The sequence below is a fragment of the Plantactinospora sp. DSM 117369 genome, from assembly GCF_053764795.1.
This window is the reverse complement of sequence record NZ_CM132446.1, coordinates 5,894,841-5,910,553: the sequence shown is the minus strand read 5'-3', so window position 1 is coordinate 5,910,553 and position 15,713 is coordinate 5,894,841. Positions and strand designations below refer to the sequence as shown.

The 15,713-nt window shown below is 73.9% G+C and carries 1 pseudogene; it reads left to right on the top strand.

Annotated elements, in window-relative coordinates:
• Positions 1-49 precede the first annotated feature (49 nt).
• Positions 50-15,616: pseudogene (locus ACSMXO_RS25555) on the top strand (type I polyketide synthase); the annotation flags it as partial.
• Between the last annotated feature and the right edge of the window lie 97 nt (positions 15,617-15,713).

Sequence of the window (15,713 nt, the reverse complement as noted above, 5' to 3'; positions counted from 1 at the left end):
CCGGACCGCCGCCCGCCCTTCCGCTGACCCGCGTGAAATGAGGAAGATCGTGAACACCGAAGACAAGCTCCGCGACTACCTCAAGCGCGTCACCGCCGACCTGAAGGCGACCCGGGAGCGCTTGCGCCAGGCGAGTAGCGGGGCACACGAGCCGGTCGCGATCGTCGCGATGAGCTGCCGCTACCCCGGCGGGGTGCGCTCGCCGGAGGATCTGTGGCGGCTGGTGGCGGACGGGGTCGACGCGGTCGGCGGGTTCCCGACCGACCGTGGATGGGACCTGGCCGCGTACGGGCTGGACAGTGACACGTCCGACGCGGTGTCGGCCTTCGAGGGCGGCTTCCTCTACGACGCCGCCGAGTTCGACGCAGAGTTCTTCGGCATCTCGCCGCGCGAGGCGAAGGGCATGGACCCGCAGCAGCGGCTGCTGCTGGAGACCGCCTGGGAGGCGGTCGAGCGGGCCGGGATCGACCCGACAGCACTGCACGGCAGCCGTACCGGCGTGTTTGTCGGCGGCACGTCGCAGGACCACGCCGTCCTGCTGATGAATGCCGGCCAGGAGGCCGGATACTCGATGACCGGCGGAGCGGGCTCCGTACTGTCTGGCCGGGTCGCCTACGCCCTCGGGCTGGAGGGGCCCACCGTCACGGTGGACACCGCGTGCTCGTCGTCGCTGGTGGCGCTGCACCTCGCGGCGCAGGCCCTGCGCAACGGCGAATGCTCGCTGGCCCTGGCCGGCGGGGTGACCGTCATGGCCACCCCGGGAGCGTTCGTCGAGTTCGTCCGGCAGGGTGGCCTGGCCACGGACGGCCGGTGCAAGGCGTTCGCTGAGGCGGCCGACGGTACCGGGTGGTCCGAGGGCGTCGGCATGGTGCTGCTTGAGCGGCTGCCCGACGCCGAACGCAACGGACACCCGGTACTCGCGGTGATCCGCGGCTCGGCGGTCAACTCCGACGGCGCGTCGAACGGGCTCACCGCCCCCAACGGCCCGTCCCAGCAGCGGGTGATCCGGGAGGCGCTGGCCACCGCCCGGCTGTCGGCTGCCGAAATCGACGTGGTCGAGGCACACGGCACGGGTACCCGGCTCGGCGACCCGATCGAGGCGCAGGCCCTGCTGGACACGTACGGGTCGGAGCGGCCGGCGGACCGTCCGCTGTGGCTGGGCGCGTTGAAGTCCAACATCGGCCACACTCAGTCCGCCTCCGGCGTCGGCGGCGTGATCAAGATGGTGCTGGCGATGCGGTACGGCATGCTGCCGCGCACGTTGCACGTCGACGCGCCGACCTCCGGGGTGGAGTGGGCGTCGGGCGCGGTGCAGCTGCTCACCGAGGCACGGGAGTGGCCGTCGACCGGGGCGCCCCGACGGGCCGGCGTCTCCTCGTTCGGAGTGAGCGGAACCAACGTCCACCTGCTCCTGGAACAGCCCCCCGCTCCCGCTTCCGGACCCGACGCGGAGGCGGGCCTGGACAGTGACGCGCCGCCGTTGCCGGTACTGCCGTTCGCGGTGTCGGCCCATTCTCAGGGCGCACTGCGGGACCAGGCGGCGCGCCTGCTGGCCCACCTGACCGACCACCCGTACGACGCCGACCGGGACCTGGCGTACTCGCTCGCGACCTCGCGGGCACACCTGGAGCACCGCGCCGTACTGGTCGGCGCCGACCGGTCGGCCCTGGTCGAGGGGCTGACCGCGCTGTCGGAGGGACGGGGGGCGCCGGGTCTGGTACGGGGAACGGCCGGCACCGACGGCCGGGTCGTGTTCGTCTTCCCGGGGCAGGGCTCGCAGTGGGCGGGTATGGCCGCGCGACTGGTGGACTCGTCACCGGTATTCGCCCGACGCCTGTCGGAATGCGAGACCGCGCTCGCGCCGTTCGTAGACTGGTCGCTGACCGACGTCGTACGGGGGAAACCGGGCGCCGCCCCACTGGGCCTGGTCGACGTGGTACAGCCGGTGCTCTGGGCGGTGATGGTGTCGCTGGCCGAGCTGTGGCGCTCGTACGGCGTGGAGCCGTCGGCGGTGATCGGGCATTCGCAGGGCGAGATCGCGGCGGCGGTGGTGGCCGGCGCCCTGTCGCTGGAGGACGGCGCCCGGGTGGTGGCATTGCGCAGCCGGTTGCTGCGCCGGCTGTCCGGAGAGGGCGGCATGGTGTCGGTGGCGGCCTCCCGGCAGGAGGTGGACGAGCGGCTGTCCGGCTGGGGCGACCAGATGTCGGTGGCAGCGGTCAACGGCCCGGCGTCGGTGGTGGTCTCGGGCCGTCCGGAGGCGCTGGACGCCCTGATGGTCGACGGTGAGGCGGACGGCGTACGGATGCGCCGGATCGCGGTGGACTACGCCTCGCACTCGGTGCAGGTGGACACGATCCGCGACGACCTGCGGGACATGATCGGCCCGGTCACCCCGCGACGGGCGCGGGTACCGATCTACTCGACGGTGACCGCCCGGCCGCTGACCGGGACGGAACTCGACGGCGACTACTGGTTCGGCAACCTCCGGCAGACCGTCGAGATGGAGGCCGCGACCCGTCTCCTGCTGTCCCACAACCACAGCGTGTTCATCGAGGTCAGCCCGCATCCGGTGCTGACGCCCGCGGTACAGGAGACGATCGACGACTGCGGTGTGGCGGCGACAGCGTCGGGAACGTTGCGGCGAGGTGAGGACGGCCTGGAGCGGCTGCTCACGTCGGTGGCCGAGGCGTGGGCGAACGGAACCCGGGTGGACTGGCGGGCGGTGTTCGCCGGCACCGGCGCGACCACCGTGGCGCTGCCGACGTACGCCTTCCAGCGCCAGCGGTACTGGCTGGACCTGCCCGCTGGGGCCGCCACCGACACCGGGCCGACGACGGACCCGGTGGAGGCCCGGTTCTGGGACGGCGTGGAGCGCGAGGATCTGGAGGGCCTGGCGACCGAACTGGGGCTGGACGGCCCGGCCGCTCTGCGACCGGTGCTGCCGCTACTCGCGGCCTGGCGGCGGCGCCGCCGAGACCGCTCGACGGTCGACTCGTGGCGCTACCGGGTGACCTGGAAACCGGTCGCCACACCGGCCGCGACGACGCTGTCCGGCACCTGGCTGCTGGTGACCCCGGCCGACGCCGTACCGGACGGGCTGGCAGAGCGGTGCGGGACAGCCCTGGCCGGACGCGGGGCCGACGTGGTGACGGTCGAGACGCGGTCACCGGACCGTGCCGACGTCGCCGAGCGGCTGCGCGCCGCGCTGCCGGCCGACGGGCCGGCACCGGCCGGTGTCCTGTCGCTGGTGGCGCTCGACGGCGGGTGGTCGGCGTTCGACGGGGTGCCGAACGCCCTCGCGACGACCCTGACGCTGCTCCAAGCCCTGGGCGACGCCGACATCGCCGCGCCGCTGTGGTGTCTGACCCGTGGCGCGGTCAGCATCGGACGGGCGGACCGGGCGGGTAGTCCGGAACAGGCCTCGGTCTGGGGCCTCGGTCGGGTGGCCGCGCTGGAGTATCCGCAGCGCTGGGGCGGTCTCGTCGACCTCCCCGAACGGCTGGACGCACACCTGCTGGACCGGATGGTGGCCATCCTCGTGGCCGGCGACGACGAGGACCAGTTGGCCGTGCGCGGCACGGCCGTCCTGGCCCGGCGGCTGGTCCGGGCGCCACTCGGGGACCGCAGGCCGGAGCGCACCTGGCAGCCCCGTGGAACGGTGCTGCTGACCGGCGGTACGGGCGTGCTCGGCGGGCACGTGGCGCGCTGGCTCGCGGCCAACGGCGCGGAGCACCTGATGCTGGCCAGCCGCCGGGGGCCGGCTGCCGACGGTGCCTCCGAGCTGATCGCGGAGCTGCGTGAGCTGGGCGCGACCGTGGACGCCGTCGAGTGTGACGTCACCGACCGGGAGCAGGTGTCCGCACTGCTCGCCGCGGTACCCGCCGACCGTCCGCTGACCGCCGTGGTACACGCCGCCGGTGTCGGTGCCTCGGTGGCGCTGGCCGACACGAGCCTCGTCGACCTGGCCAGCCAGGCTGCGGCGAAGGTTGCCGGGGCACGGCACCTGCACGAGCTCCTCGGCGACCGGGAGCTGGACGCCTTCGTGCTGTTCTCGTCCGGGGCGTCGGCGTGGGGCAGCGCGAGCGCGGGACCGTACGCCGCCGCGAACAGCTACCTGGACGGGTTGGCGCAGCACCGTACGGCCCGCGGCCTGCCGGCCACCTCGATCGCCTGGGGAAGCTGGACCAAGGGCGGCCTGTTCGACGACCGTGCCGAGGACATGCTGACCAAGCGCGGGCTGCGACAGATGCCGCCGCCGCTCGCCGTCACCGCGCTGGCCCAGGCGGTCGAGCACGGCGAGTCTCTGATTACCGTCGCGGACCTGGACTGGGCCCGGTTCGCGCCGTCCTTCACCCTCGCCCGCCGCAGCCGACTCATCGAGGACATCCCGGAGGTGGCGGACGCTTTGCGCGCCGACGACGCCGCGCCCGCCGTCACCGGCTCCGCGTTGCGGGAGCGGCTCGCGGAGCTCCCCGCCGACCGGCGGTCCGCCGTGATCCTGGAAACCGTCCGGGCCGAGGCGGCAGCCGTGCTCGGGTACCCGTCGGCGGAGGCGGTCGGGGCGCAGAAGGCGTTCCGGGACCTCGGGTTCGACTCGGTCACCGCCGTCGAGCTGCGTACCCGGCTGTCGGCGGTGACCGGGCTGCGGCTGCCGGCCACGCTGGCATTCGACTACCCGACGGCGCAGGCAGTGGCGGCGTTCCTGCTGCCGGCCGTACTCGGTGGGGCCGACCGGACCGCCGACGCGCCGGCGGCGGTGGCGGCGGTCGGGGCCGACGAGCCCGTCGCGATCGTCGCGATGAGCTGCCGCTACCCCGGCGGGGTGCGCTCGCCGGAGGACCTGTGGCGGCTGGTCCACGACGGGACGGACGCGATCTCCGCCTTCCCCGCGGACCGCGGCTGGGACCTCGCCGACTTGTACGACCCGGACCCCGACCGGTCCGGAAAGTCCTATGTACGCGAGGGCGGATTCATCTACGACGCCGGGGACTTCGACCCGGGCTTCTTCGGCATCTCCCCGCGCGAGGCGAAGGGCATGGACCCGCAGCAGCGGCTCCTGCTGGAGAACTCGTGGGAGGTGTTCGAGCGGGCCGGGATCGACCCGGGCACGCTGCGCGGCAGCCGCACCGGCGTGTTCGTCGGGGGCGCGTCGCAGGACCACGCCGCGCTGCTGATGCTGGCCTCGGGGCAGGAGTCCGAGGGCATGGTGATGACCGGCAGCAGTGCCAGCGTCCTGTCCGGCCGGATCGCGTACACCTTCGGGCTGGAGGGACCCGCGGTGACGGTGGACACCGCCTGCTCGTCCTCCCTGGTGGCGATCCACCTCGCCGCGCAGGCACTGCGTACCGGCGAGACGGACCTGGCGCTGGCCGGGGGAGTGGCGCTGCTGGCGACCCCGGCGCCCTTCCTGGTCTTCTCCCGGCAACGCGGGCTGGCGGCCAACGGGCGGTGCAAGGCGTTCGCGGCGGCGGCCGACGGCATCGGTTGGGCCGAGGGGTCGGGGATCCTGCTGCTGGAGCGCCTGTCCGACGCCGAGCGCAACGGACACCCGGTACTCGCGGTGATCCGCGGTTCGGCGATGAACCAGGACGGCGCCTCGAACGGGCTTGCCGCACCGAACGGCCTGGCACAGCAGCGGGTGATCCGGCAGGCCCTCGCGAACGCGCGGCTCTCCGCGACGGACGTCGACCTGGTCGAGGCGCACGGCACCGGTACGACACTGGGCGACCCGATCGAGGCGCAGGCGCTGCTGGCCACGTACGGACAGGACCGGCCGGCCGGCCGGCCGCTGTGGCTGGGATCGGTCAAGTCCAACATCGGCCACTCAGCCGCCGCCTCGGGCGTGGCCGGCGTGATCAAGGCCGTGCAGGCGTTGCGGCACGGCGTACTGCCCCAGACGCTGCACGTGGACGCACCGACTCCGCAGGTCGACTGGTCGGCCGGCGCGGTCGCCCTGCTGACCGAGCGACAGGACTGGCCGGCGACCGACGGGCCCCGACGGGCCGGGGTCTCGTCGTTCGGGGTCAGCGGCACCAACGTCCACACGATCCTGGAGCAGGCACCGTCCGGCACCGGGCCGGACGACTCCGACGAGCGGCCCGGAACCGGAAGTGGGCTGGTCGGCGCGCACCTGGCCTGGCCGGTGTCCGGCCGGACCGAGGCGGCCCTGCGCGACCAGGCACGGCAACTGGACATCCACGTCCGGAACGGCACCGGCATGTCAGATCTCGACCTGGGCTTCTCCCTGGCGACGACCCGGGCCCCGATGGAACGGCGGGCGGTGATCGTGGCCGGCGACCGGGAGGGCCTGCTGGCCGGTCTGGCGGCGCTGGCCGACGGACGGGGCGACGCCGGCCTGGTACGCGGGGTGGCGGAGAGTCCGGCCCGACCGGTGTTCGTGTTTCCCGGCCAGGGCTCCCAGTGGGCCGGCATGGCGACCGAGCTGATGGAGACGTCGCCGGTGTTCGCGCGGCGCATGTCGGAGTGCGCCGCCGCGCTGGCGCCGTACGTCGACTGGTCGCTGGAGGACGTGGTGCGCGACGGGACGGGCGACCCGTCGTGGGAACGCGTCGACGTGGTGCAGCCGGTGCTGTGGGCCGTGATGGTGTCGCTAGCCGAGCTGTGGCGCTCGTACGGCGTCGAGCCGGCCGCCGTGGTCGGACACTCGCAGGGCGAGTTCGCGGCGGCGTGCGTCGCCGGCGCCCTGTCGCTGGCGGACGCCGCCTGCGCGGTCGCCGTACGCAGCCGGGCCCTGAGGGAGCTCGCCGGACTGGGTGGCATGGTGTCGGTGGCCGCACCCCGGGACAGGGTACTGCGGCTGTTCGCTGGGTGGGGCGACCGGCTGTCGCTGGCGGCCGTCAACGGCCCGGCGTCGGTGGTGGTCTCCGGGGACCCGGAGGCGCTGGACGCGCTGATGGCCGCGTGCGAAGCGGACGGGATGCGGACGCGGCGGATCGCGGTGGACTACGCTTCACACTCGGCGCAGGTGGAGACGATCCGGCAACGGCTCGCCACCGAACTCGCCATCATCGAGCCGCGGTCGTCGACGGTACCGTTCTACTCGACCGTCTCTGGCGGCCTGGTGGACACGGTGCAGCTCGACGGCGGGTACTGGTACCGGAACCTCCGCCAGACGGTGGAGTTCGAGAGCGCCGTGCGCGGGATGCTGGAGCTGGGGTACGACGCCTTCGTCGAGGTGAGCCCGCACCCCGTACTGACCGTCGGCGTGGCGGAGACCATCGACGCCGGCAGCCGCCCGGCGTCGGTGCTCGGTACGCTGCGTCGCTCCGAGGGCGGCATCGAACGGTTTCTGCTGTCGCTGTCGGAGGCGTACGCGCACGGCGTGACCGTCAACTGGCCGGCGGTGTACGCCGGATCCGGTGCACGTCGGGTGGCGCTGCCGACCTACTCGTTCCAGCGCGAGCGGTACTGGCTCGAAATGCCGGCGATGCTTGGTCCCGGTGGCACCTCGGCCCACGCCGACCCGGCGGACGCCGGGTTCTGGCAGGCGGTCGAACGTGCGGACGTCGAGGCGCTGGCGCGCACCCTGGAGGTGGGCGAGCAGCCGCTGCGCGAACTGCTGCCCGCGATGTCGGCCTGGCGGCGCCGCCGACGCGACACCTCCACGGTCGACTCGTGGCGGTACCGGGTGCGGTGGCGCCCGATACCGGCGCCGGTCACGCCGATGTCCGGTGTCTGGCTGGTGCTGGCGCCTGCCGGGGACCGGGCCGAGGTCGACGCGGTCCGGACGGCGCTGGCCTCGGCCGGGGCCCGGCCGGTCGTCGTCGCGGCGGCCGGAGCCGACCGCGCGGGCCTCGCCGACCGGCTGCGCGAGGTGCTCGACGCCGAGGCCCCGTCCGGCGTGCTGTCGCTGCTGTCACTGGACGAGGACGACCGGGCCGGCGTTCCCGCCGGTCTGTCCGCCACGGTCGTCGCGTTGCAGGCGTCCGAGGACGCGAACCTCACCGCGCCGTTCTGGGCGGTGACCCGGGGCGCCGTCGGCGTCGGTCGGTCCGACCGGGTGTCCTCGGCCGTCGGGTCCGCCGTCTGGGGCCTGGGCCGGGTGGCCGCGCTCGAGTTCGCACAGCGCTGGGGCGGCCTGGTCGACCTACCCGGTGGGATGTTGACGCCACGGGCCCTGGCACGGCTCAGCGGCGTGCTCACGGCGGGCGACGAGGATCAGGTGGCCATCCGCGACAGCGGCGTACTGGGTCGGCGGCTGGTACGCGCGCCGCTCGGTGACAAGCCGCCGGTACGGGCGTGGCGGCCCCGTGGCACGGTCCTGGTGACCGGCGGGACCGGAACGCTGGGGGCGCACGTCGCGCGCTGGCTCGCCGGTGCCGGGGCCGAGCACCTGCTGCTGACGAGCCGGCGCGGGCGGGACGCGGCGGGCGCCGCCGAGCTGGCCGAGGAACTGACCGCCCTGGGTGCCGCAGTGACGATCGAAGCGTGTGACATGGCTGACCGGGACGCCGTGGCGGCGCTTCTGGCCGACGTGCCGGCCGGGTACCCGTTGACAGCCGTGGTCCACGCCGCAGGCGTCAGTGGCTCGTCGATGCTGCTCGACGCCACGATGGACGAGTTCGCCGACGTCATGGAGGCGAAGGTGGCCGGCGCCCGGCATCTCGACGAACTGCTCGGCGACCGGGAGCTGGACGCCTTCGTACTCTTCTCGTCCGGCGCCTCGTCCTGGGGCAGTGCCGGCACCGCCGCGTACTCGGCGGCCAACAGCTACCTGGACGGGCTGGCGCAGGCTCGCGCGTCCCGGGGCCTGACCGCTGTCTCGATCGGCTGGGGAAGCTGGACCCGGGGTGGCATGGTCGACGACCGCGCCGAGGACATGCTGAACCGCCGCGGCGTGCGCCAGATGGCGCCCGAGCTGGCCGTGGGCGCGTTGCACCAGGCCGTCGAGCACGGCGAGACGCTGGTGATCGTCGCCGACATCGACTGGGACCGGTTCGTTCCGACCTTCACCATCGCCCGTCGCAGTCCGTTGTTGCAGGACATCGACGAGGCGGCCCGGGCGGTCGCCGAAGCGTCCGCGCCGGTTCCCGACGAGGCGGGTACCGCCCTACGGGAACGGCTGGCCGAGCTGGACCCGACACGGCACGCCGCCGCCGTGCTCGACCTGGTGCGGGGCGAGGCCGCCGCGGTGCTGGGCTTCCGGTCGGCGGAGGCGGTGGAGCCCCACCGGGCGTTCCGGGACCTGGGGTTCGATTCGCTGACTGCGGTCGAGCTGCGCAACCGCCTGTCGGCGGTCACCGGGCTGCGGCTGCCGGCCACGCTGGTCTTCGATCACCCGACGGTGTCGGCCGTGGTGGACCACCTGCGGGCCGAGATCGGGAACGGCGCCGCAGGGGTGAAAGTGGACGCCGTACCGCCCGCCGTGGTCATCGACGACGACCCCGTCGCGATCGTCGCGATGAGTTGCCGGACGTCTGGCGGGGTACGAGACCCGGAGGGCCTGTGGCGGTTGGTCAGCGAGGGCGTGGACGCGGTTTCGGGGATGCCGACCGACCGGAGTTGGGACCTCGCGGCGCTGTACGACCCGGACGGCGACCGGCCGGGAAGTTCGTACGTGCGGGAGGGCGCCTTCCTCTACGACGTAGCGGACTTCGACGCCGGATTCTTCGGCATCTCGCCCCGTGAGGCGAAGGGCATGGACCCGCAACAGCGGCTGCTGCTGGAAGTTTCGTGGGAGGCGCTGGAACGGGCACAGATCCGCCCCGACCGGTTGCGCGGCAGTCGTACCGGCGTGTTCGTCGGCGGGGCCACGTCCGACTACGCCGCGCTGCTGTTGGGCCAGGGCGCGGCGGCCGAGGGGTACGTGGTGACCGGCGGTGGGGCGAGCGTGCTCTCCGGCCGGGTCGCCTACACCTTCGGGCTGGAGGGGCCGGCGGTCACGGTGGACACCGCGTGCTCGTCGTCGCTGGTGGCGATCCACCTCGCCGCGCAGGCGCTGCGTGCCGGCGAGGCCACGCTGGCGCTGGCCGGCGGGGTCGCCGTGATGGCCACACCCGGGGTGTTCGTCGAGTTCAGCCGGCAGCGGGGGCTTGCCGCAGACGGCCGCTGCAAGGCGTTCGCTGCCGCCGCCGACGGAACGGCCTGGGGTGAGGGTGTCGGGATGCTCCTGCTGGCGCGCCTGTCCGACGCCGAGCGCAACGGCTACCCGGTACTGGCGCTGCTGCGTGGCTCGGCGATCAACCAGGACGGGGCGTCGAACGGGCTGACCGCGCCGAACGGCCCGGCGCAGCAGCGCGTGATCCGTCAGGCGCTGGCGAGTGCCGGGCTGACCGCCGCCGATGTCGACGCGGTCGAGGCACACGGCACCGGCACCACCCTGGGCGACCCGATCGAGGCGCAGGCGCTGCTCGCCACGTACGGGCAGGACCGACCGGCGGGCAACCCGCTCTGGCTGGCCTCGATCAAGTCGAACATCGGACACACCCAGTCGGCGTCGGGGGTCATCGGTCTGATCAAGATGGTGATGGCGATGCGGCACGGCGTGCTGCCCAGGACCCTGCACGTGGACGCGCCGACGCCGCAGGTGGACTGGTCGGCCGGTGCGGTCGAACTGCTGACCGAGGCGCGCGACTGGCCGGACACCGAGCGGCGGCGCTTCGGTGTCTCCTCGTTCGGCGTGAGCGGGACGAACGCCCACGTCATTGTCGAGCAGGCACCGGCGCCGGCGATCGGCGCCGCCCGGGTGGCGCCGACGGACCTGCCCGAACCGTCGGACGTGGCCGAGTTGCCGGATGTGGCCGAGTTGCCGGACGTGACGGACCAGGCGGACCCGTGGGTCGTGCCCGAGCTGCCGGTCCTGCCGTTCCCGGTGACCGGCCGGACCGAGGCCGCGCTGGCCGGGCAGGCACGCCGCCTGCACGAACACGTCGCCGACCGACCCGAGCTGGGTCGGCTCGACCTGGCCTACTCGCTCGCGACCACCCGGCTCGGGATGGAACACCGCGCCGTCGTCGTGGCCGGTACCCGGGACGCCCTACTCGCGGGGCTGGACGCGCTGGCTGACGGACAGGACGTGCCCGGGCTGGTACGCGGGTTCGTCGCCGACGGCGCGACCGCGATGCTGTTCGCCGGTCAGGGGAGCCAACGACCCGGCATGGGTCGGGCACTGTACGACAGCTTTCCGACGTTCGCGGACGCGTTCGACGAGGTGTGCGCACACCTCGACGCCCAGCTCGACGTCCCGTTGCGCGACGTGGTGTTCGCGGCCGAGGGCACCGACGCGGCGAATCTGCTGGCCGACACCGGGTACGCGCAGCCGGCGCTGTTCGCCGTGGAGCTGGCACTCTTCCGGCTGCTGACGCACTGGGGCGTGCGCCCCCGGTACCTGGCCGGGCACTCGGTCGGCGAACTGGCCGCCGCCCACGTCGCCGGGGTGCTCTCACTCGCCGACGCGTGCACCCTGGTGGCGGCGCGTGGCCGGCTGATGGCGGAACTGCCCCACGGCGGCGCCATGATCGCGGTCCGCGCGAGCGAGGCCGAGGTCGTACCGCTGCTGGCCGGGCGGTCCGACTCGGTCGGCATCGCCGCCGTGAACGCGCCCGGCGCGGTGGTTCTCTCCGGCGACGAGGAGGCGGTCGGTGAGATCGCCGCCACACTCGCCGCCCAGGGCCGCCAGACCAAGCGGCTGCCCGTCCGCCACGCGTTCCACTCACCCCGGATGCGCCCGGTACTCGCTGAGTTCCAGCGAATCGCCGAGGGGGTCGCGTACCACCCGCCGACGATCCCGATCGTGTCCACCGTGACCGGCCGGCTGGCCACCGAAGCCGAGCTGTGCTCGCCCGGGTACTGGGTGCAGCACATCGCCGCCCCGGTGCGGTTCGCCGACGCGGTGCTGGTCCTGCACGAGCAGGGGGTGACGACGTTCCTGGAGATAGGCCCGGACGGCACGCTCAGTGGCCTCGGGGCGGAGTGCCTGCCGGAGTCGGCCGAGCCGGCGGCGTTCCTACCGTCGATGAGCAGCCACCGTGACAGCCGTGTGGAACTCGTGCACGCGCTGGCCCGGCTGCACAGCCGTGGTGTGGCGGTCGACTGGGACGCGTTCTTCGCCGGCCGTGACGTGGCCACCGTCGACCTGCCGACGTACGCGTTCCAACGGCGCCGCTACTGGCTGGATTACCAGCCGGGCGTGGTCGGCGACGTGGCGTCGGCGGGACTGGTGGCGGCGGCGCACCCCCTGCTCGGGGCCGCCGTCGAAGTTCCGGACTCGGGCGGCTTCCTGCTCACCGGCCGTCTGTCGCTGGGCTCGCACGACTGGCTCGGTGACCACGCGCTGGCCGGCATCGTGATCTTCCCCGGCACCGGGTTCATGGAGCTGGCCGTCCGGGCCGGTGACCAGGCCGGTTGCGGTCTGGTCGAGGAACTCGTCCTGGCCGCCCCGCTGGTACTGCCCGACAGCGGCGCGGTGCGGCTGCACGTCGTCGTCGGAGGCCCGGATGCGGACGGCCGCCGACCGTTCAATGTGTTCTCCCGGCACGAGGATGCCCCGGGCTCGGCCGACTGGTCGCGACACGCGACCGGCACCCTCGCCCCGGCCGGCCCACCCCCTCCGCACGCTGTCGCCACCGTCTGGCCGCCGGCCGACAGCGAGCCACTGCCGGTCGACGGGTTCTACGACGGCCGCGACGCCGACGGCGGGTTCACGTACGGCCCGGCGTTCCAGGGGCTGCGGGCGGCCTGGCGGCGCGGTGACGAGGTACTCGCCGAGGTGGCACTGCCCGAGTCGCAGACCGCCACCGCCGACCGGTTCGGCATCCATCCCGCGCTGCTGGACGCCGCCCTGCACCCCGTGCTGTTAGGGGTCGGTGGCGACCGGGACCAGAGCGTCGCCGGTCTCCCGTTCGCCTGGCGCGGGGTGGCCCTGCACGCGACCGGCGCGTCGACGGTACGGGTCAGCATGCGTCCGGCCGGTCCGGACGCCATCACCCTGACGGTCACCGACACCGCCGGCCAGCCGGTCGTCACCATCGACTCGCTGACCTTCCGCGCCGCGCCGACGCAGCCGGTCGGCGCCCGGCCGGACGACTCGCTGTTCGAACTGACCTGGTCCGAGATCACCGCGGTGGAGGTGCCGGACCCACGGGCGCTGGAGTGGGCGATGGTGATGGGCGACGACGTCGCGATGATCGGGGGTCTGGACTCGATCGGACCGGGGCTGCACACGCACTCCAGCCTCGAACGCCTCAGCACGGCCCTCGCGCACGGCGCGGCGGTACCCGACATCGTCGTGGTGTCGCTGCTGCCCGTCGCCGGCCCGTCCACCGGGAATCATGTCGATCGTGCGCACCAACTCACCCGTCACGTCCTCGACCTGGTGCGGCACTGGAGCGCCGACGAGCGGCTGGCAGGGGCCAGGCTGGTACTCGTGACGGCCGGCGCGGTCGCCACGGCGGCCGGTGCGGACGTGCCCGGCCTACCCGCCGCGGCGGCCAGCGGCCTGGTGCGATCGGCGCAGAGCGAGGATCCCGGCCGGTTCCTGCTCGTGGACACCGACGACGACCCCCGGTCCGGTGCGGCGTTCGCCGCCGCAGTCCTCGCCGCGCTGGCCCTGGACGAGGCGCAGGTGGCGCTGCGTGGCGGTACGGCGTTGGTGCCACGGCTGGCGCGGGTGTCGACAGCGGGAGAGGACACCTCCCTGCCGTGGACGGATCTGTCCGGCACCGTGCTGGTTACCGGCGCCAGCGGCATGCTCGGCGGCCTGGTGGCCCGGCACCTGGTGGTGGCGCACGGGGTGCCGTCGCTGGTCCTGGCGTCCCGGCGTGGGCTGGACGCGCCCGAACTCGCGGCGCTGGCGGCCGAGCTGACCGACCTGGGCGCGGCGGTGTCCGTACTCGCGTGCGACGTGGCCGATCGCGCGTCGGCACGGGCACTGGTCGCGGCCGTACCCGAGCGGTGGCCTCTGCGCGGCGTCGTGCACTGCGCGGGCACGATCGACGACGGGGTGACCGGCACGTTGACGGCCGCCCGGATCGACGGGGTGATGCGGCCGAAGGTGGACGCGGCCTGGCACCTGCACGAGGCGACCGAGAGCCTGGACCTGCGCGCGTTCGTCCTGTTCTCGTCGGCGGCGGGCGTGCTGGGTCCCGCCGGCCAGGGCAACTACGCGGCGGCGAACTCGTTCCTCGACGCGTTGGCACACCACCGGCGCAGCCGGGGCCTGCCCGCCACGTCGTTGGCGTGGGGGCCGTGGGTGGCGACCGGCGGTATGACCGGTGGACTCGACGCCGTCGGACGGGGCCGGATGGCACGCGGCGGGGCGAGCACCCTGTCCGCCGCCGAGGGGTTGACCCTCTTCGACACCGCCACCGCCACCGACCGGCCGGTGTTGCTGCCGATGCGGTGGACCCTCGGTGATTCCTCGTCGCTGCCCGACCAGCAGGTACCGGCTCTGCTGCGGGCGCTGGTCCGGCCTGTCCGGCGGGCCGCCCGCTCGGCCGCCGCGACGGAGTCGGTGGACCGCCTCTCCCACCTGGCCACGCTCGGCGCCGACGAGCGGGACCGCGCCGTGCTGGCACTGGTCCGCGGCGAGGCCGCCGTGGTCCTCGGCCACACCGACGCCGACGACGTGGAGGGGCGACACGCGTTCAGTGAGCTCGGCTTCGACTCGCTCACCTCGGTGGAGCTGAGGAACCGGCTCAACGCCGCGACCGGACTCCACCTCGCCGCGACAGTGGTCTTCGACCATCCCACCGTACGGTCCCTCGCGGCGGAGATAGCCGGCCGGCTCGTGGCCCAACACGGCGGTACCGCTCCGGCGTCGGGGGCCGGGCGGCTGGCTGCCCCTACCGGCCCGACCCCGTCCACGGCCATCGCGGATCTGTTCCGGCACGCGCACTCGACCGGCCGGTTCGCACAGGGCTGGGAGTTGCTGCGCACCGCCGCCGCGCTGCGGGACCAATTCGGCACGTTGCCCGAACTCGACTCCCGGCCGGATCCGGTCAGGTTGAGCCGGGGTGGGGACGGGCCGGTGCTGATCTGTATCCCGTCCCTGTCGGCTATGTCTGGTGTGCACGAGTACGCGCGGTTCGCGGCGGCTTTCCAGGGCGTGCGTGACGTCTGGGTGATCCCCTCACCCGGGTTCGTGGCCGGCGAGAAGCTCGCGGCGAGCGTGGCGGCCCTGGCGGAGTTCCACGCTGACGCGATCCGGCGGTGTGCCGCCGACGCGGAGGTGGTACTCGCCGGACGCTCCTCCGGAGGTCTGGTCGCGCAGTCGGTCGCCGGCCATTTGGAGGCGGTGGGAGCGGGACCGCGCGGGGTCGTACTGCTCGACTCCTTCCTGTCCGGCACCGAGGAGGTCGGTCGGCTGATGGCCGCGCTGGCCGACGCGACGTTCGAACTCGTCGAGTTCAACCGGGTCACCGATGTCCGGCTCACCGCGATGGCCGGGTACCTGAGCCTCTTCGGCGCGTGGGCGCCGCAGGACACCACGGCGGAGACGCTGCTCGTACGGGCGTCCGCGCCGTTGACCGCGGCCGGCATGGACGCGCCACCGGAGGGGCCCTGGCAGCCGACCTGGCCCCTGCGGCACCAGGCGCTGGACGTCGTCGGCGACCACTGGTCCATGATGGAGGAGCACGGCGACGCGACGGCGGGAGCCGTCGACAAGTGGATCAGGTCGCTGGGCTGAGAGCGGGTGCCTGAGCCGGTGGCCGGGGCAGAGCTGTTTGGCTCTGCCCCGGCCACCGGTGTTTCAT